Here is an 18,105-nt window from a genome sequence, read left to right on the forward strand (position 1 = left end):
TCGTTGTCGGTCAGCCGAGCGTCATGCGGCGCAGCACATTGCTTTTATAATAGAACTGATGGACGAGCCCGCCTGCGACGTGGGCCGCGATCAGCCCCCAAAGAATGACCTTCAAGACATCCGCGTGAACGAAGCCGGCGGGATTGATGCCGAAATAGTAAGCGGCGATGCCCGAAAGCGGCATCGCGAAGAGCAGGATATAAAGCCCGGCATGGGCGAGTTTTGCCCCGAGACGAACGATCGCCGGCTCCTGCGAAGCCTCAGGCGGCGCACCCTGCATAAAGCGCAGACAGAGCCTGAGGACGGCAAGCAGCAGAATGGCGATGCCGACATAGGTATGGATATTGGCCGAGGCAATCTGCTCGGGCGTCGGCACCTCGCCCCTGCGAACGAGCCGGTGCCATATATTCATCCCGTCGGGAAACAGCAGATTGAAGAAGATCAGCAGCGCCACCGCCCAGTGGAGGAAACGCTGGCTGAGACTGTAACTCGGGATGGACGGCTGCTGCATTGCTGATCTCCCCCGGATGGTCGAACTCTGCGATCAACTAAAACAGCCGCTTGCCTCTCGGCAAGCGGCTGCGCGCTTCATTACGAAGATGTAAGATTACATATGGATCGGCTTGAAGAAGGTCGCGAGTGCAGCCTCCTTGACGGCTTCAGACATCGTCGGATGTGCATGGCAGCTGCGGCCGAGATCTTCCGACGAGCCGCCGAATTCCATCAGCACGGCGATCTCGTGGATCATCTCGCCGGCGCCGAAGCCGACGATATGGCCGCCGAGCACGCGGTCGGTCTCCTTGTCGGCGAGGATCTTGACGAAGCCGTCGGTCGCCAGCATCGCACGGGCGCGGCCGTTTGCGGTGAACGGGAACTTGCCGACCTTGTAGGCGATGCCTGCCGCCTTCAGTTCCTCCTCAGTCTTGCCGACCGAAGCGATCTCCGGCTGGGTATAAACGACGCTCGGGATGACCTCATAATTGACGTGGCCATGCTGACCGGCAAGGATTTCGGCAAGCGCCACGCCCTCGTCTTCGGCCTTGTGCGCCAGCATCGGCCCCTTCACCACGTCGCCGATCGCATAGATGCCGGCGACATTGGTCTTGAAGTGGCCGTCGATCTCGACGCGGCCGCGATTGTCGAGCACAACACCTGCCTCTTCCAGGCCGAGACCTGCGGTATAGGGCTTGCGGCCGGTGGCGATCAGCACGACTTCAGCGTCGAGCGTCACCGTGTCGCCGCCCTTGACCGGCTCGAACGTGACCTTGGCGCCCTTATCGCCCTTTTCGACGCCGGTGACCTTGGCGCTGAGGTTGAAATCGATGCCCTGCTTGGCGAGCATGCGCTGGAACTGCTTGGAGACCTCGCCGTCCATGCCGCCGAGAATGGTGTCGAGATATTCGACGACGGTGACCTTGGCGCCGAGACGCGACCAGACCGAGCCGAGTTCGAGGCCGATGACGCCACCGCCGACGACGATCAACGTTTCCGGCACCTTTTCCAACGCAATGCCGCCTGTCGACGAGATGATGGTCTTTTCATCGATTTCGACCTGCACGCCCGGAATGCCGGCGACATCCGAACCGGTCGCGATGACGATGTTCTTGCCTTCGATTTCCTGCGCGGTCCCGTCCTCGGCGGTGATGGAAACCTTGCCGGCCGAAACGATCTTGCCGGTACCCTTGAAAGCGTCGATCTTGTTCTTTTTGAACAGGAAGGCGACGCCGTCGACATTCGACTTCACCGTCGCATCCTTGTGCGCCATCATATTGGCGAGGTTGAGCGTCGGCGCCGACACGTCGATGCCAAGCGCGGTTAATCCATGGCCGGCCTGATGGAACATTTCGGAAGCATGCAGCAGCGCCTTCGACGGAATGCAGCCGACGTTCAGACAGGTGCCGCCATAGGTCGCGCGCTTTTCGACGACGGCGACCTTGAGGCCGAGCTGGGCTGCCTTGACGGCGCAGACATAGCCGCCCGGACCGGTTCCGATAATGATCACATCGTAGGACATTGCTTCTTTCCCTTTGGATTTTTCGTTTAGTCGGCTGCGCGCGACAGCGCGAGGCGGAAGCCGAAGGCGACGAGTGCCGCTCCGGTGATGCGGTTGAACCATTTGCCGCTGGCGATGAAGCGGTCTCGGATCGTCTTGACCGTGAAGAAATAGGAGACGCCGGCAAACCAGGCGACCAGCGCCGTCGCCATGCCGATACCATAGGAGAACTGGATCAGTGCTGGCGTGTCGTGGTGGACGAGCGTCGAAAACAAGGACAGGAAGAACAGCACCGGCTTCGGGTTCAGCGCATTGGTGATGAACCCCATGCCGAGGCATGACAGCATCGAGGCCGACTTGCGCTCGTCGGCCGTGACGGCGATCTCCTGCACATTGAATCCCGGTTCGCGGAACGACTTGATGCCGAGATAGACGAGATAGCCGACACCCGCCCATTTAATCATCGCAAACAGCATCAGCGACTTGGAGACGATCAGGCCGAGGCCAAGGATCGTGTAGCTGATATGAAAGAGCAGCGAGAAGCCCATGCCGAGCCCGGTCATGATGGCGGCGCGGCGCCCATGCATGATGCTTTGGCGCAGGATGACAGCGAAATCGGCGCCCGGCACGACGATGAAAATAGAGAAGACGGCCATCAGGCCGAGGAATTCGAAGATGTAGCTCATATTGATTCCGCCCTGTCTTTCTAACGGCCGCCGCTCACATTGAGGATCGATCCGGTGACATAGGACGCTGAAGGTGAAAGCAGATAGAGAATTGCATCCGCCACCTCCTCCGGCAGGCCGGCCCGCTGCATCGGGACCGATGGCGCCATTTCGCGCGCCCGGTCCGGCAAGCCACCCGATGCATGGAGATCGGTTTCGATGATGCCGGGCCTGACGGCATTGACGCGAATCCCTTCCCCGGCAACTTCGCGCGCAAGCCCGATGGTGAAGGTGTCGATCGCCGCTTTCGATGCCGCATAATCGACATACTGCGTCGCCGAACCGAGGACTGCCGCCATCGAGGAGACGTTGACGATCGCCCCACCCTGCCCACCATGTCGGCGCGACATGCGGCGCACGGCCTCGGCGGCGCAGAGGATCGAGCCGGTCACATTGACGCGGAGCATGCGCTCGATCCGCTCGACCGACATCTCGTCGACTCGTTGCGGATAATCGACGATGCCGGCATTGTTGACCAGCCCGTCGAGCCGCCCGAACTGACGATCAACCGCCGAAAACATCGCGGCGATATCCGCGGCCTTGCCGACATCGCCCTTAATTGCCACAGCCTCGCCGCCGCTTTCGATGATCGCGGTAACGACGGCATCCGCCGCTTCATGGCTCGTGGCGTAATTCACCGCGACGCGCCAACCCCCGCGCGCAGCAAGCCGGCAGACCGCCGCGCCGATGCCCCGGCTTCCGCCGGTGACGAGAACAACAGGTGTATCGCTCATGTCGCACACTCCTTGAATGTCAGCACGTCCCAAGGCGCCACCGAGGCCTTGCCCTCGCCCCAGGCGCTGGATTCGCGAATGGCGGGACCAAGACCGGGAAGCACCAGCTTTTCGGCGGCAGCAGCGCCCTCCGGCAGCAGGTTGTCGATCTCGCCCTTGGCGTCCATGCCATAGACGGCGCCCTGCCAGACCGTGCAGGCATCGAGATCGGCGCCGGTCACATCGCCTTCCGGACAGTTGAACATCAGGATGCCGATGGCGCGCACCGGATCCTCCGACGGCATGATATAGCCTTCCATCACCACGGCCGTCTTGAGGGCGCTGACCTTGAACTGGTTGCTGGCGGCCGCCGACGCCGAGTTCAGCGGCGCGAAGCGCAGTTCATAGGCGCCGTCACGGTCGACGTAGACGGCCTGCTCCTGTTTGCAGTCGACGGCGAACCCGGCAACCGGGACGGCGAAAACCGCCACGGCCGCAATTGCAGCCGCACCTCGCCGCCCTGCCATGATCCTGATCGTCCCGCTCATTGCACCTTCGGCTCTCTCCGCCCGTCGGCATTCTGGATTATGCCAAAATCCGTCAACAGCACCAGCGGGCAACCGTCCTTGTCGAGGCCCCAGAAGACAGGATAGACACCATCACCCCAGCCGCTCCAAAACACCGCAACATTGCCCTTCTTGCCGGCAACCGGCTGGTGCAATGCATAGTGGCGCTTGTTGGCGTCAAGCTCCGACGCCAGCACGTCATCGTAATAATTGATATCGGCGTCCGGCTTCTGCGCCTGGACCTGCGTTTCCCGCTCATCGATCAGCGCCAGCGTATCGGCGTCCATATAACAGCCGACGCCGGCATCGACGGGATAGCCGAAGATCTCGTCGTCCTTCAGTGTCGCCGGGTCTTGGCCGGGCACGACGGCCAGTTCCCAGTGATCGGGCCTGCCCTCGGCAAACCGCATGCTGGCCGCCGCGATGCGCCCGAAGGCATGGTAGAGCGTCACCGGATAGTCGCCCGGCGCCACCGTTCTTGCAAGCGCCGCACGATCCGGCTGGGCAAGCGGATCAGCGGCGACGATGCGACCCGAGGTCAGCTCGACATCGCCCATATGGACCACATCGATCGACCGGCTGGAGAGTTCGGCAGCATCAAGCGCCACGAGTCCGAAATTGCTGCTGGCCTTGCTGACATCCCAGCCGGCGGCCGATGCGGGGACCGGGGCATGCGCGGCGGCAGCGCAAAGAAGAAGCCGCGCCGCTCGCAATATCCGGTTCCGCATCGAAAGCGCTCCTTAGAGATCGAGAACCAGGCGTTCCGGATCTTCGAGGCTCTCCTTGACGCGGACGAGGAAGGTGACAGCCTCCTTGCCGTCGACGATGCGATGATCGTAGGACAGCGCCAGATACATCATCGGACGGATGACCACCTGGCCGCCGATCGCAACCGGCCGCTCCTGGATCTTGTGCATGCCGAGAATGCCGGACTGCGGCGCGTTGAGGATCGGTGAAGACATCAGCGAGCCGTAGACGCCGCCGTTGGTGATGGTGAAGGTGCCTCCCTGCATGTCGGCCATAGCAAGCGATCCGTCACGGGCCGCCTTGGCAAGACGGCCGAGTTCCTTCTCGACTTCGGCGATCGACATCTGGTCGGCGTCGCGGATAACAGGAACCACGAGGCCCTTGTCGGTGCCGACCGCCATGCCGACATGGCAGTAGTTCTTGTAGATGACGTCGGTCCCGTCGATTTCGGCATTGACTGCCGGCAGCTCCTTCAGCGCATGCGTCACCGCCTTGGTGAAGAAGCCCATGAAGCCGAGCTTGACGCCGTGTTTCTTCTCGAAAATGTCCTTGTACTTGTTGCGCAGGTCCATGACTGCCTTCATGTCCACCTCGTTATAGGTGGTCAGCATGGCGGCGGTGTTCTGGGCGTCCTTGAGGCGCTTGGCGATCGTCTGGCGCAGGCGCGTCATCTTCACGCGCTCTTCGCGCGAGGCATCCTCGACCGTCGACGGGCCACGTGCAGCCGCAGGCGCTGCAGCCGGTGCCGCGGCGGGAGCGGAAATGCCCTTGGCAACGGCGGCAATGACGTCGCCCTTCAGCACCTGACCACGTTTGCCGCTGCCGTCGACCTGATCGGCGGAAAGATTGCTTTCGGCAAGCATCTTCGCAGCTGCCGGTGCCGGCGGCATGGTGGAGACGGAAGCGCTCGACGAGGATGCGGCGGTGGCAACCGGTGCGGCAGCAGCAGCAGGGGCCGGCTGAGCGGGAGCGGCGACCGGTGCGGCGGCAGCCTGCGCGGCGGCGGCAGCACCGGCGCCTTCGGCGATCTGGCCGAGCAGTGCACCGAGACCGACGGTCTCGCCGGCGGCGGCGACGATTTCCGACAGCGTACCGGAGGCGGGCGCGGGAACTTCGATGGTCACCTTGTCGGTTTCAAGCTCCAGAATCGGCTCGTCGGCCTTGATGGCGTCGCCGACCTTCTTGAACCAGGTGCCGACGGTTGCCTCGCTGACGGATTCACCGAGAGTTGGAACGCGGATTTCTGTGGCCATTGTTCAAATCCTGATTTCGTGTGTTTTCGTTTATGCGTTTCAGACGGCGGGCGGCCGCAAAATGATCGAGGGCATCGGCAAGACATCGAAACGGAAACCGAAACCGGAAGCGATGATCGGATCGCCGTCGACAAGAGCTTGCGCCGCCGGCTGATCCTCCACTTCGACGACTGCCATGCCGAAGGCGCCTTGACCCTCGAACACCGGACCGACGACAATTGCCGATCCCGCAAGGGCCTGCCGATGCCAATATTCGACATGGCGTTTCATCGCCGCCATTTCTTCCCCCGTCCCGTCATGCGGAAAAGTGGGGCGCGGCGGCAGCAGTCTCAAAAAGAAGTAAGCCATTGCGCCCCCCTTGATTTAGCCGCCCAATGCATCCTCGAGGAATGCGGCAAGCTGCGATAGATGCTTGGACATCAGGCCCGTCGCCGGCGAGGCGGCGGCCGGACGGCCGGTATAGCGGACGCGCTGATATTTGGCGTCGATATGGGCAAGTACCCACTCGAGGAACGGGTCGATGAACGACCATGCGCCCATGTTCTTCGGCTCTTCCTGGCACCAGACCATCTCGGCATTGCGGAAGCGCGACAGCTCGTTGATCAGCGCCTTTGCCGGGAACGGATAGAGCTGCTCGACGCGCAGCAGATAGATGTCGTCGATACCGCGCTTTTCACGCTCTTCCAGAAGGTCGTAATAGACCTTGCCGGAGCACATGACGACACGGCGGATCTTGTTGTCCTTCTGCAGCTTGATCGGGCCGTCCTTGATAACCTCGGCATCATCCCACAGCAGGCGGTGGAAGGCGGATTCGCCGGCCAGTTCGGCAAGCGTCGAAACGGCCCGCTTGTGACGCAGCAGCGACTTCGGCGTCATCAGGATCAGCGGCTTACGGAAGTCGCGCTTCAGCTGCCGGCGCAGGATATGGAAGTAGTTCGCCGGCGTCGTGACGTTGGCGACCTGCATGTTGTCTTCCGCGCAGAGCTGCAGGAAGCGCTCCAGGCGAGCCGAGGAGTGCTCCGGACCCTGGCCTTCATAGCCGTGCGGCAGCAGGCAGACGAGTCCGGACATGCGCAGCCACTTGCGTTCGCCCGACGAGATGAACTGGTCGAAGACGACCTGCGCGCCGTTGGCGAAATCGCCGAACTGCGCTTCCCAGAGCGTCAGCGCATTCGGGCGGGCGAGCGAGTAGCCATATTCGAAACCGAGCACGGCCTCTTCCGAAAGCATCGAGTTGATGACTTCGTAGCGGGCCTGTGTCGGCGAAAGATTGGCCAGCGGAATGTAGCGTTCCTCGGTCTCCTGATCGTAGAGAACCGAATGACGCTGCGAGAAGGTGCCGCGTTCGCAATCCTGACCCGACAGGCGGATCTTGTGGCCTTCCAAGCAGAGCGCGCCAAAGGCGAGCGCTTCGGCCATCGCCCAGTCGAGGCCTTCGCCGGTGGCGATCATGTTGGCCCGGTTTTCCATGAAACGCTGGATCGTGCGGTGCGCATTGAAGCCCGCCGGGATTTCCGAGAGCTTGCGGCCGATCTCCTTCAGCGTCTTCATCGGCACCGCGGTCTTGCCGCGGCGCTGTTCGTCGGCGTTGTCGGCCGTGCGCAGGCCCGACCACTCCCCATCCAGCCAGTCGGCCTTATTAGGCTTGTAGTGCTGGCCGGCGTCGAACTCCTGCTCGAGATGCGCGCGCCAGTCGGCCTTCATCTTCTCGACTTCGCCTTCGGTGAGCAGGCCCTCGGCGACAAGGCGCGCCGCATAGAGCTGCAGCACGGTCTTATGGGCGCGAATGACCTTGTACATCTTCGGCTGCGTGAAGGACGGCTCGTCGCCTTCATTGTGGCCGTAGCGGCGATAGCAGAACATGTCGAGCACCACAGGCTTGTGGAACTTCATGCGGAATTCGGTCGCGATCTTGGCTGCGTAGACGACCGCTTCCGGATCGTCGCCGTTGACGTGCAGGATCGGTGCTTCGATCATCTTGGCGACGTCGGACGGATAGGGCGACGAGCGCGAAAAGGCCGGGTTCGTCGTGAAACCGATCTGATTGTTGATGATCACGTGCATGGTGCCGGCAACACGGTGGCCGCGCAGACCGGAAAGACCGAGGATTTCGGCAATGACGCCCTGGCCGGCGAAGGCCGCATCGCCGTGGATCAGCAGCGGCAGAACCTTGGAGCGTTCGGAAAGCGGAATGATGTCGCCTTCCCACACCGTGGCGCTCATGTCCTGCTTGGCGCGAGCCTTGCCCATGACGACGGGATCGACGATTTCGAGATGCGACGGGTTTGCCGTCAGCGACACGTGTACCTTGTTGCCGTCGAATTCGCGGTCCGAGGATGCACCGAGATGGTACTTGACGTCGCCGGAGCCTTCGACTTCATCGGGTGCGTAGGAACCGCCTTTGAATTCGTGGAAGATGGCGCGGTGCGGCTTGCCCATGACCTGGGAGAGCACGTTGAGGCGGCCGCGATGGGCCATGCCGAACACGGCTTCCTTGAGGCCGAGATGACCGCCGCGCTTCAGGATCTGTTCCAGCGCCGGGATCAGCGATTCGCCGCCGTCGAGGCCGAAGCGCTTGGTGCCCTTGAACTTGACGTCGAGGAACTGTTCGTAGCCTTCGGCTTCGACGAGTTTGGAAAGGATCGCCTTCTTGCCCTCAGGCGTGAAGGCCACACCCTTGTCGGGGCCTTCGATGCGTTCCTGGATCCAGGCCTTCTCTTCCGGGTTGGAGATATGCATGAATTCGACGCCGAGCGTCGAGCAGTAGGTGCGCTCGAGGATCTCGATCATCTCGCGGATGGTGGCGTACTCCAGGCCGAGCACGTTGTCGATGAAGATCTTGCGATCGTAATCGGCTGATGTGAAGCCGTAATTTTCCGGCGACAGCTCGCGAAAATCGTCGACGGCGGCGGCGATTCCGAGCGGGTCGAGCTTGGCATGCAGGTGGCCGCGCATGCGGTAGGCGCGGATCATCATGATGGCGCGGACGGAATCGCGCGTCGCCTGCAACACGTCGGTGCCGTCGGCGGGCTTGCCCTCGGCTACGGCCTTGGCCTTCACCTTCGTCTCGATCACCTTCTCGACGATGCCCCAGTCGCCGTCGAGCGCCGATACCAGATCGCCGCCGGCTGCCAGAGGCCAGTTCTTCCTGCGCCAGGAGGCTCCCTTGGCCGCCTTTTTCACATCGGCAGGATCGTCTTCCAGCGCCTTGAAGAAAGCGCGCCATTGATCGTCGACCGACGCCGGATCCTCTTCGTAGCGCGCATAGAGCTGCTCGATATAGGCCGCGTTGGCGCCATCCAGAAACGAGGTGATCTGAAATTGCTCGTTGGCTTCTTGCCGTGCCATGGTGATATGCGGACGCTTCGGTCCGCCTCCTGACTTGATGAATTTGCCGGATCGATCGCCGGCTGCCGCATTCCGATCGCCGCCTGTCCGCGGCGCATCTGCTGCTCTCGCATGCGAGCCGGGCGGAAGGCGCAGATGCCGTTCCTCCGCCCGGTCTACAGGTGGCTTCAGCCCTTCAGGACTTCCACCAGCGTCTTGCCGAGGCGGGCCGGAGACGGAGACACCTTGATGCCAGCCGATTCCATCGCCGCGATCTTCGATTCAGCGTCGCCCTTGCCGCCGGATACCACGGCGCCGGCATGGCCCATGGTGCGGCCCTTCGGTGCCGTGCGGCCTGCGATGAAGCCGGCCATCGGTTTCTTGCGGCCCTTCTTGGCCTCATCCTTCAGGAACTGGGCTGCGTCTTCTTCGGCGGAGCCGCCGATTTCGCCGATCATGATGATCGAAGTCGTGGCTTCGTCGGCGAGGAACATCTCCAGCACATCGATGAACTCGGTGCCCTTGACCGGGTCGCCGCCGATGCCGACGGCCGTCGTCTGGCCGAGGCCTTCATTGGAGGTCTGGAAGACGGCCTCATAGGTCAGCGTGCCCGAGCGGGACACGATGCCGACCGAACCCTTGCGGAAGATCGAGCCCGGCATGATGCCGATCTTGCATTCTTCCGGCGTCAGGATGCCCGGGCAGTTCGGCCCAAGCAGGCGCGACTTGGAGCGGTCGAGGCGAGCCTTCACGCGCACCATGTCCATGACCGGAATGCCTTCGGTGATGCAGGTGATGAACGGGATCTCGGCGTCGATCGCTTCGATGATCGCATCGGCAGCGCCCGCCGGCGGAACGTAGATGACGGTGGCGTCGGCGCCGGTCTTTTCCTTGCCCTCGGCAACGGTTGCAAAGATCGGCAGGCTTTCGCCCTTCGCGCCGGTCCAGGTTTCGCCGCCCTTCTTCGGGTGGATGCCGCCGACCATCTGGGTGCCGTAATAAGCGAGCGCCTGTTCGGTGTGGAACGTGCCGGTCTTGCCGGTCAGACCCTGAACGAGGACCTTGGTGTCTTTATTGACGAGAATAGACATTCTTTCCGATCCCTCAAAATTAGCCGTTGATCGCCGCGACGATCTTCTTGGCCGCATCGTCCAAGTCGTCAGCCGCCGTGATCGCGAGACCCGACTCGTTCAGGATCTTCTTGCCGAGCTCGACATTGGTGCCTTCAAGGCGCACGACGAGCGGAACCTTGAGACCGACTTCCTTGACCGCGGCAATGACGCCTTCAGCGATGACGTCGCACTTCATGATGCCGCCGAAGATGTTGACGAGAATGCCCTCGACCTTCGGGTCTGCGGTGATGATCTTGAACGCCGCAGCGACCTTCTCCTTGCCGGCGCCGCCGCCGACGTCGCAGAAGTTGGCCGGCTCCTTGCCGTATAGCTTGATGATGTCCATCGTCGCCATGGCGAGGCCCGCGCCGTTGACCATGCAGCCGATATTGCCGTCGAGCGCGACGTAAGCGAGGTCCCACTTGGAGGCCTCGATTTCCTTGGCATCTTCTTCGGTCTCGTCGCGCAGCGCCCGGACGTCGTCGTGACGGAAGAGCGCATTGCCGTCGAAGGACATCTTGGCGTCGAGAACGCGCAGATGGCCATTCTTCATGACGATCAGCGGATTGATTTCGAGAAGCGACATGTCCTTCTCGTTGAAGGCCTTGTAGAGCAGCGGGAAGAGCGACTTGGCGTCTTCTGCGGCAGCACCTTCGAGCTTGAGAGCGGCGGAGATCTTGGCGACGTCGGCAGCCGTCACGCCGGCTTCCGGATCGATGGCGATCGTCTGGATCTTCTCGGGCGTATCGTGGGCGACGGCCTCGATGTCCATGCCGCCTTCAGTGGAGACGACGAAGGCGACCTTGCCGACCGAGCGGTCGACCAGCAGCGAGCAGTAGAGTTCGCGCTCGATGTCGGCGCCGTCCTCGATATAGAGGCGATTGACCTGCTTGCCGGCTTCGCCGGTCTGCGCGGTCACCAGCGTGTTGCCGAGCATCTCCTTGACGTTGGCAACGACGTCTTCGATCGACTTGGCGAGACGTACGCCGCCCTTGGCTTCCGGCGACAGTTCCTTGAACTTGCCCTTGCCGCGGCCGCCCGCATGGATCTGGCTCTTGACCACGTAAAGCGGGCCGGGAAGCGACTTGGCAGCCGCCTCGGCTTCTTCAACCTTGAGAATTGCCACACCCTCGGCAACCGGCGCGCCATAGCCCTTCAGCAGAGCCTTGGCCTGATATTCATGAATGTTCATGGGTCTATCCCTGTTTCGATTACTTCAGCGCCGATTACTTCAGGGCAGGCGCGATGTTGATGCAGGCCTCGCAAAGACCGGCGACGGCGCCGACAGACTTGTCGAAGGCTTCCTTCTCGGTCTTGTTGAGGTCGATCTCGATGACGCGCTCGACGCCGCCGGCGCCGATGACGGTGGGTACACCGACATACATGTCCTTGACACCGTACTGGCCGGTCAGATGGGCGGCGCAAGGCAGGACGCGCTTCTTGTCCTTGAGGTAGGATTCGGCCATTTCGATTGCCGAGGCAGCCGGCGCATAATAAGCGGAACCTGTCTTCAGCAGGCCGACGATCTCGGCGCCGCCATCACGGGTGCGCTGGATGATCTCTTCGAGGCGCTCCTTGGTGACCCAGCCCATGGTGACGAGGTCGGTGAGCGGAATGCCGCCGACCGTGGAGTAGCGGGCGAGCGGCACCATCGTATCGCCGTGGCCGCCGAGAACGAAGGCGGTCACATCCTGAACGGAGACGTTGAATTCTCTGGCGAGGAAGAGACGGAAGCGCGAGGAGTCGAGAACACCGGCCATGCCGACGACCTTGTTGGCGGGAAGACCCGAAAACTTCTGCAGCGCCCAGACCATGGCGTCGAGCGGGTTGGTGATGCAGATGACGAAGGCGTTCGGCGCGTATTTCTTGATGCCGGCGCCGACCTGCTCCATGACCTTGAGGTTGATGCCGAGAAGATCGTCGCGGCTCATGCCCGGCTTGCGCGGAACGCCGGCAGTGACGATGCAGACGTCGGCACCCTCGATCGCCGAATAATCGCTGGCGCCGGTCAGATTGGCGTCGAAGCCTTCGACCGGAGAGGACTGTGCGATGTCGAGACCCTTGCCCTGGGGAATGCCGTCGGCAATGTCGAAGAGGACGATATCGCCCAGTTCCTTCAGGCCGGCCAGATGCGCCAACGTGCCACCAATCATGCCAGAACCAATGAGTGCGATCTTATTACGCGCCATTTCGCTGTTTCCTTTGCGATCAAATTCGTCGAACGACGCTGCAAGGCCGCTCAATGACGCAATCGCATAGACCTAAAGGCTAAAAATGGCAATCCATTAATTTTGATGCAGCGTTTTCAATCGTTTAGATACAAAAATTCTTACGTAAACGTAAGATGTTTTGTCACTGGATTGTTACTCCGCGGCCCGCTTTTCATGGTGCAGCGCAAGATATTCGGCGCTCCGCATCTCGAACAGTCGCGACGCCGTGCGATCGAATTCAAAGCCTTCGGTGCCCCGGCGATGGACGAGCAGGTTCTCCGGCAACGCCGCCGCGGATATGTAAAGCCGCACGGCATGATCATAGAGCGTATCGACCAGAATGATGAAACGCTTGATCTGGTTCCGCTTTTCCGGCCCGAGCAAGGGAACGTGATCGAGAAAGATCGTATCGAAGTGTTCGGCGATGGCCAGGAAGTCGGCGGCCCCGAGCGGCTTGTCGCAGAGATCCGCGAAAGAGAAGCGCGCCATGCGGTCGGCGGCAAGCGGCACATGGATGGAGCGGCCCTTCATCGGAATATCGAGCGGCTTCGCCTTGCGCCCATGCAGCGCCTGCGTCCAGGACGCCTCCATCGCCATGTCGTTATGTTCGCTGATCGGCACGAGATAGACCGGTTGGCTATTCTGCTTCTCCATCCGGTAGTCGGTCGGCGAATCCAGCGTGACGACATCGACATGCTGCTTGAGCAGAGCGACGAAGGGCAGGAACAGGCCGCGATTGAGCCCATCCTTGTAGAGATTGTCCGGCTCGACATTCGAGGTCGCGACCAGCACGCATCCCCGCGCGAAGAGTTCGGAAAACAACCGCGACAGGATCATCGCGTCGGCAATGTCGGTGACGGTGAATTCATCGAAGCAGAGCAGTTCCGCTTCCTCGTAGAGGGCTGCGGCGACCGGCGGCATCGGATCGGCCTGCTTCGTCTCGCCGTTCTTGAGCTTCAGCCGGTGTGCCGCGATACGGTTGTGCACATCCGCCATGAATTCGTGGAAATGCGCCCTGCGCTTCTTCCTGCACGGCGCCATGGCAAAGAACATGTCCATCAGCATGGTCTTGCCGCGTCCGACGCTGCCGTGAATGTAAAGCCCCTTGATGCCGTCGGCGGCTTTCTTCTTCTTGGCAAACAGCCAGCCGAGCGCGCTCGCTTTGGCCGCCGGCCGCAACTGCTTCAGCCCGGCAAGCACCCGATCCAGGCTTTTGGCCACGTCCATCTGGGCGGAATCGACCTGCAACGCACCGGCAAGCGTCAGCGATTTAAGCTGTTCGCAAACGCTGAGCGTATAATCTGGCATTGGCTGCATGAGGGCACGTCCGCCTGTCAGTCATCAGCGGCGCGCCGCCGGATCGTTTACCGCGCGGTTGGTTTACCGGCTGAGGCTGATCTGCTGACCGGTATTCGTCTGGCCCTGGAAGCGATTGTCGGCTGTCTTGTAGACGCTGCCGATCTGGTTGCCCGAACGATCCTTGAGCAGCACCTGCTTGCCCGCGACCTCCCAGGAGCCCATCGCAGTCAGCTCGCCGACGCAACCGCGCGTGCCGCCACGCGACCCGCTGCCGAGATTGGTGAGCGTCAGGAACATATCGCAGCTGCCATTGACGCGCCAGCTTCCGACCATTGATTCCTTGGTGACGTCGAGCGCATTCGCAGCCATGGCGCCGGACTGTGCCCCAGGCATCGGTGCCGTCGCCGTCGGCGCGGCCGGGAACTGCGAGCTGCCGGTCGGCGGCGGAAGCTGACCGCCCTGGACGGACGGGACAGGCTGCGCCGTCAACGGCGCCGGTCCGGCGTTCGAGTTGGAGCTGTAATCATATGCCGTACGCTGACAACCGGCTAGCGCGAGAGCCACCACCAGACCTGTCATCGCATATCGCAACTGCATCATCATACTCCTGAATTCGGCTATCGCCGCAAAGAACGGGCGTGAGACAAGTTCGATTATCGTAATTCGCTTTGGTTAATCAAGTCGGGTTGCAGAAATTGCCCGTGACAACACCTAACCGAAAAACGATACAGTTCAACTGCCCTGCTGCAAAACTTCCTGCACATAGAATTTGTCAGCAAGGTGTTGCGCACGCTCATCTCTGTCAGGATTTCTGCCAAACTCCCGCAATGTCTCGGAATAGTGCTCGAACGAGCTGCGCAGAAATAACCGCACCGGCTCCGGCGGCAGACCTTCACCCATCTCACGGGTCCGCTTCTTAACATGCACGAGATCGAGAATCGCCGCCCGCAATATAGATAAAGCGGCAATCATAATCGCTGTCGGGAGACGGAAAGCCCCAGGCGCGGCTGCCGCTTTCGATCGCCAGACCGATGCGGATGCCCTGCTCGCGAACCGAGGCGAGCCGCGACCTGATCTCCGCGACGGCTGCGGGATCGAAGCCGTCCAATCCGCCGGTGGCATGCATGCCGATCAGACCCGGCGCTCGACCATCATCTTCTTGATTTCGGCGATCGCCTTGGCCGGGTTGAGGCCCTTCGGGCAGGTCTGCGCGCAGTTCATGATCGTATGGCAGCGGTAGAGGCGGAACGGGTCCTCGAGATTGTCGAGACGTTCGCCGGTCGCCTCGTCTCTGGAGTCGATCAGCCAGCGATAGGCCTGCAGCAGAACGGCCGGACCGAGATAACGGTCGCCGTTCCACCAATAGCTCGGACAGGAGGTCGAGCAACAGGCGCAGAGGATGCATTCATAAAGGCCGTCGAGCTTCTGCCGGTCCTCATGGCTCTGCTTCCATTCCTTGGCCGGAGACGGCGACACCGTCTTCAGCCAGGGCTCGATTGAGCGATGCTGGGCGTAGAAGTTACTGAGATCGGGCACCAGATCCTTGACGACGGGCAGATGCGGTAGCGGATAGATCTTCACCGCGCCGGTAATATCGTCGAGGCCCTTGGTGCAGGCAAGCGTGTTGGTGCCGTCGATGTTCATCGCGCAGGAACCGCAGATGCCCTCGCGACAGGAGCGGCGCAAGGTCAGCGTCGGGTCGATCTTGTTCTTGATGTAGAGCAGACCGTCGAGCACCATCGGGCCGCAATCGTCGACATCGATGTAGAAGGTGTCGATCGACGGGTTCTGGCCATCGTCCGGGCTCCAGCGGTAGACGCGGAACTCGCGGGTGTTGGTCGCACCCGCCGGCTTCGGCCAGACCTTGCCTTCGCGCATCTGAGAATTCTTGGGGAGAGCGAGTTCAACCATATCCGGTTCCTCTTGAAATCAGTACACGCGAGCTTTTGGCTCGATCTTATGCGGATCGATGCCTTCGGCGATGAGCTCGGTGTGAACAGGGCGATAGTCGAGCTTGACGTCGCCTGCCTCGTTCACCCAGGCAAGCGTATGCTTACGCCAGTTGACGTCGTCGCGGCCGGCGAATGCACCCTCGGTATAATCCTCGCGAGCGTGCGAACCGCGGCTCTCCTTGCGGGCCTCGGCGCCGTAGATCGTCGTGATGGCGTTGGCCATCAGGTTCTGCAGTTCGAGCGTTTCCACCAGGTCGGAGTTCCAGACCATCGAACGGTCGGTGACCTTGATGTCCTGCATCTCGCCCCAGATCGCCGAAATGCGCCGGCAACCGGATTCCAGCGATTCCTGCGTGCGGAACACGGCCGCATCTTCCTGCATGGCGCGCTGCATCTTCTCGCGCAGCACAGCCGTCGGCGTGCCGCCGCTGGCGTGACGCAGGCCGTCGAAGCGGTCCATGATCTTGTCGCAGGCCGCGACGTTGAGATGCGGGATGGGCGCCGCGCGGTCGATGACTTCGCCGGCGCGGATCGCGGCGGCGCGGCCGAAGACCACGAGGTCGATCAGCGAGTTGGAGCCGAGGCGGTTGGCGCCGTGCACCGAGGCGCAGCCGGCTTCACCGACCGCCATCAGGCCGGGAATGATCCGCTCCGGATTGGCGCCATCGGCGTTCAGCACTTCGCCCCAGTAATTGGTGGGAATGCCGCCCATATTGTAGTGAACGGTCGGCAGAACCGGGATGGGCTCGCGCGTGACGTCGACGCCGGCGAAGATCTTGGCGCTCTCGGAAATCCCCGGCAGGCGCTCATGCAGAACGGCCGGATCGAGGTGGTCGAGATGCAGGAAGATGTGATCCTTGTTCTTGCCGACGCCGCGGCCTTCGCGGATCTCCAGCGTCATGCAGCGCGAAACGACATCGCGCGAGGCAAGATCCTTGGCCGAAGGCGCATAACGCTCCATGAAGCGTTCACCCTCGGAGTTGACGAGGTAACCACCTTCGCCGCGCGCGCCTTCCGTGATCAGACAGCCCGAACCGTAGATTCCGGTCGGGTGGAACTGCACGAATTCCATGTCCTGCAGCGGCAGGCCGGCGCGTGCCACCATGCCGCCGCCGTCGCCGGTGCAGGTGTGGGCCGAGGTTGCCGAGAAATAGGCGCGGCCGTAGCCGCCGGTCGCCAGCACCACCATCTTGGCGGCGAAGCGATGGATCGTACCGTCATCGAGGCACCAGGCGACGACACCGGTGCAGCGGCTGCCGTCCTCAGACATGATCAGGTCGAGCGCGAAATATTCGATAAAGAATTCGGCATTGTTGCGCAGCGACTGACCGTAGAGCGTATGCAGGATGGCGTGGCCGGTGCGGTCGGCAACGGCGCAGGTGCGCTGGACTGGCGGGCCTTCGCCGTAATTCTGCATGTGGCCGCCGAAGGGGCGCTGGTAGATCTTGCCTTCCTCGTTGCGCGAGAACGGCACGCCGTAATGCTCGAGCTCATAGACCGCCTTCGGCGCTTCCATGGTGAGATACTGCATGGCGTCGACGTCGCCGAGCCAGTCGGAACCCTTGACCGTATCATAGAGATGCCACTGCCAGCTATCCGGTGTCATGTTGCGCAGCGAGGCGGCGATGCCGCCCTGGGCCGCAACCGTGTGCGAGCGGGTCGGGAACACCTTGGTGATGCAGGCGGTGCGGAAACCCTGCTCGGCCATGCCGAGGGTGGCGCGCAGACCCGCGCCGCCGGCGCCGACGACGATCACGTCATAGGAGTGGTCGACATATTTGTAGGCTTTGCCATTCTGGGCGGGTGAGGTCGGTGCCATATCGAGCTTATCCTACGAATGCGATTTTCAGAATGGCGAAGAGACAGAGGCTGGCGATCACGATCGCAAAGAAGGTGTTCAGCATCAGCAGAGCGATCTTGCCGAATTCGCCATGCACGTAGTCTTCGATGATGACCTGCATGCCGAGCTTCATATGGATGACGCCCGATATCACCATCAATCCCATGACAACGGCGACAAAGGGGTTCGACAGGGCGCGAACCACGTCCGCATAGGGCGCGCCGGCATAGGTGATCATGAAGATTACGAAGAAGAGGATCAACGGAATATTGGAGACCGCGGTCAGCCGCTGACGCCAGAAATGGCTCGTGCCTTCCTTGGCGGGGCCGAGCCCGCGAACCTTGCCGAGGGGGGTGCGCATATCCATG

The 18,105-nt window shown here is 61.9% G+C and carries 18 protein-coding genes and 1 pseudogene; all 19 read right to left on the reverse strand.

The genetic code is table 11. The features are described 5' to 3' along the window. Positions 1-10 precede the first annotated feature (10 nt). Entirely contained in the window at positions 11-511 is a 501-nt protein-coding gene (locus tag J7U39_RS25380; RefSeq protein ID WP_210632948.1) for a cytochrome b/b6 domain-containing protein, read from the reverse strand. A 96-nt stretch (positions 512-607) separates the two neighbouring features. After that, complete coding sequence (gene lpdA / locus J7U39_RS25385) at positions 608-2,014, reverse strand: dihydrolipoyl dehydrogenase (protein WP_210632949.1); 1,407 nt, start codon at positions 2,012-2,014, stop codon at positions 608-610. A 26-nt stretch (positions 2,015-2,040) separates the two neighbouring features. Next, positions 2,041-2,679 carry a LysE family transporter gene (locus J7U39_RS25390; RefSeq protein ID WP_210632950.1) on the reverse strand — a complete coding sequence of 213 codons (639 nt, stop codon included), beginning with the start codon at positions 2,677-2,679 and terminating at the stop codon, positions 2,041-2,043. 20 nt (positions 2,680-2,699) lie between these two features. After that, positions 2,700-3,452 carry an SDR family oxidoreductase gene (locus J7U39_RS25395; RefSeq protein ID WP_210632951.1) on the reverse strand — a complete coding sequence of 251 codons (753 nt, stop codon included), beginning with the start codon at positions 3,450-3,452 and terminating at the stop codon, positions 2,700-2,702. Beyond that, positions 3,449-3,979 (reverse strand): hypothetical protein, encoded by a 531-nt coding sequence (locus J7U39_RS25400; protein ID WP_210632952.1) that lies wholly within the window; start codon positions 3,977-3,979, stop codon positions 3,449-3,451. Before J7U39_RS25400 ends, J7U39_RS25395 begins: the two co-directional genes overlap by 4 nt. Then, positions 3,976-4,725, reverse strand: a complete 750-nt coding sequence (locus tag J7U39_RS25405) for a DUF4241 domain-containing protein (protein WP_210632953.1) — start codon at positions 4,723-4,725, stop codon at positions 3,976-3,978. Before J7U39_RS25405 ends, J7U39_RS25400 begins: the two co-directional genes overlap by 4 nt. A 12-nt stretch (positions 4,726-4,737) precedes the next feature. After that, complete coding sequence (odhB, locus tag J7U39_RS25410; protein ID WP_210632954.1) at positions 4,738-5,997, reverse strand: 2-oxoglutarate dehydrogenase complex dihydrolipoyllysine-residue succinyltransferase; 1,260 nt, start codon at positions 5,995-5,997, stop codon at positions 4,738-4,740. Positions 5,998-6,036: 39 nt separating this feature from the next. After that, entirely contained in the window at positions 6,037-6,345 is a 309-nt protein-coding gene (locus J7U39_RS25415) for a YciI family protein (RefSeq protein ID WP_210632955.1), read from the reverse strand. 15 nt (positions 6,346-6,360) lie between these two features. After that, on the reverse strand, positions 6,361-9,345 hold the full coding sequence (locus J7U39_RS25420) for a 2-oxoglutarate dehydrogenase E1 component (RefSeq protein WP_210632956.1): 2,985 nt from the start codon (positions 9,343-9,345) through the stop codon (positions 6,361-6,363). 167 nt (positions 9,346-9,512) lie between these two features. Continuing rightward, on the reverse strand, positions 9,513-10,415 hold the full coding sequence (gene sucD, locus J7U39_RS25425) for a succinate--CoA ligase subunit alpha (RefSeq protein ID WP_008528022.1): 903 nt from the start codon (positions 10,413-10,415) through the stop codon (positions 9,513-9,515). 19 nt (positions 10,416-10,434) lie between these two features. Next, on the reverse strand, positions 10,435-11,628 hold the full coding sequence (gene sucC / locus J7U39_RS25430; protein WP_097598164.1) for an ADP-forming succinate--CoA ligase subunit beta: 1,194 nt from the start codon (positions 11,626-11,628) through the stop codon (positions 10,435-10,437). A gap of 34 nt (positions 11,629-11,662) precedes the next feature. Then, positions 11,663-12,625, reverse strand: coding sequence for a malate dehydrogenase (gene mdh / locus J7U39_RS25435; protein WP_210632957.1), 963 nt, complete (start codon positions 12,623-12,625; stop codon positions 11,663-11,665). A 174-nt stretch (positions 12,626-12,799) separates the two neighbouring features. Then, a complete protein-coding gene (zapE, locus tag J7U39_RS25440; RefSeq protein ID WP_210632958.1) occupies positions 12,800-13,963 on the reverse strand; it encodes a cell division protein ZapE in 1,164 nt (387 codons plus the stop codon). A gap of 63 nt (positions 13,964-14,026) precedes the next feature. Further along, entirely contained in the window at positions 14,027-14,542 is a 516-nt protein-coding gene (locus J7U39_RS25445; RefSeq protein ID WP_088391343.1) for a protease inhibitor Inh/omp19 family protein, read from the reverse strand. A gap of 135 nt (positions 14,543-14,677) precedes the next feature. Further along, the gene (locus J7U39_RS31925; protein WP_247241794.1) at positions 14,678-14,845 is read right to left on the reverse strand and encodes a hypothetical protein; all 168 of its coding nucleotides are present in this window, start codon (positions 14,843-14,845) and stop codon (positions 14,678-14,680) included. Between the two features lie 49 nt (positions 14,846-14,894). Continuing rightward, a pseudogene (locus tag J7U39_RS31930) lies at positions 14,895-15,071 on the reverse strand (nucleotidyltransferase domain-containing protein); the annotation flags it as partial. A 5-nt stretch (positions 15,072-15,076) separates the two neighbouring features. Next, a complete protein-coding gene (locus J7U39_RS25455; RefSeq protein WP_210632959.1) occupies positions 15,077-15,856 on the reverse strand; it encodes a succinate dehydrogenase iron-sulfur subunit in 780 nt (259 codons plus the stop codon). 18 nt (positions 15,857-15,874) lie between these two features. Further along, the gene (sdhA, locus tag J7U39_RS25460; protein ID WP_210632960.1) at positions 15,875-17,716 is read right to left on the reverse strand and encodes a succinate dehydrogenase flavoprotein subunit; all 1,842 of its coding nucleotides are present in this window, start codon (positions 17,714-17,716) and stop codon (positions 15,875-15,877) included. Positions 17,717-17,723: 7 nt separating this feature from the next. Further along, positions 17,724-18,104 (reverse strand): succinate dehydrogenase, hydrophobic membrane anchor protein, encoded by a 381-nt coding sequence (gene sdhD / locus J7U39_RS25465; RefSeq protein WP_210632961.1) that lies wholly within the window; start codon positions 18,102-18,104, stop codon positions 17,724-17,726. Between the last annotated feature and the right edge of the window lies 1 nt (position 18,105).

This window comes from Rhizobium sp. NLR16a (assembly GCF_017948245.1).
Lineage (GTDB): Bacteria > Pseudomonadota > Alphaproteobacteria > Rhizobiales > Rhizobiaceae > Rhizobium.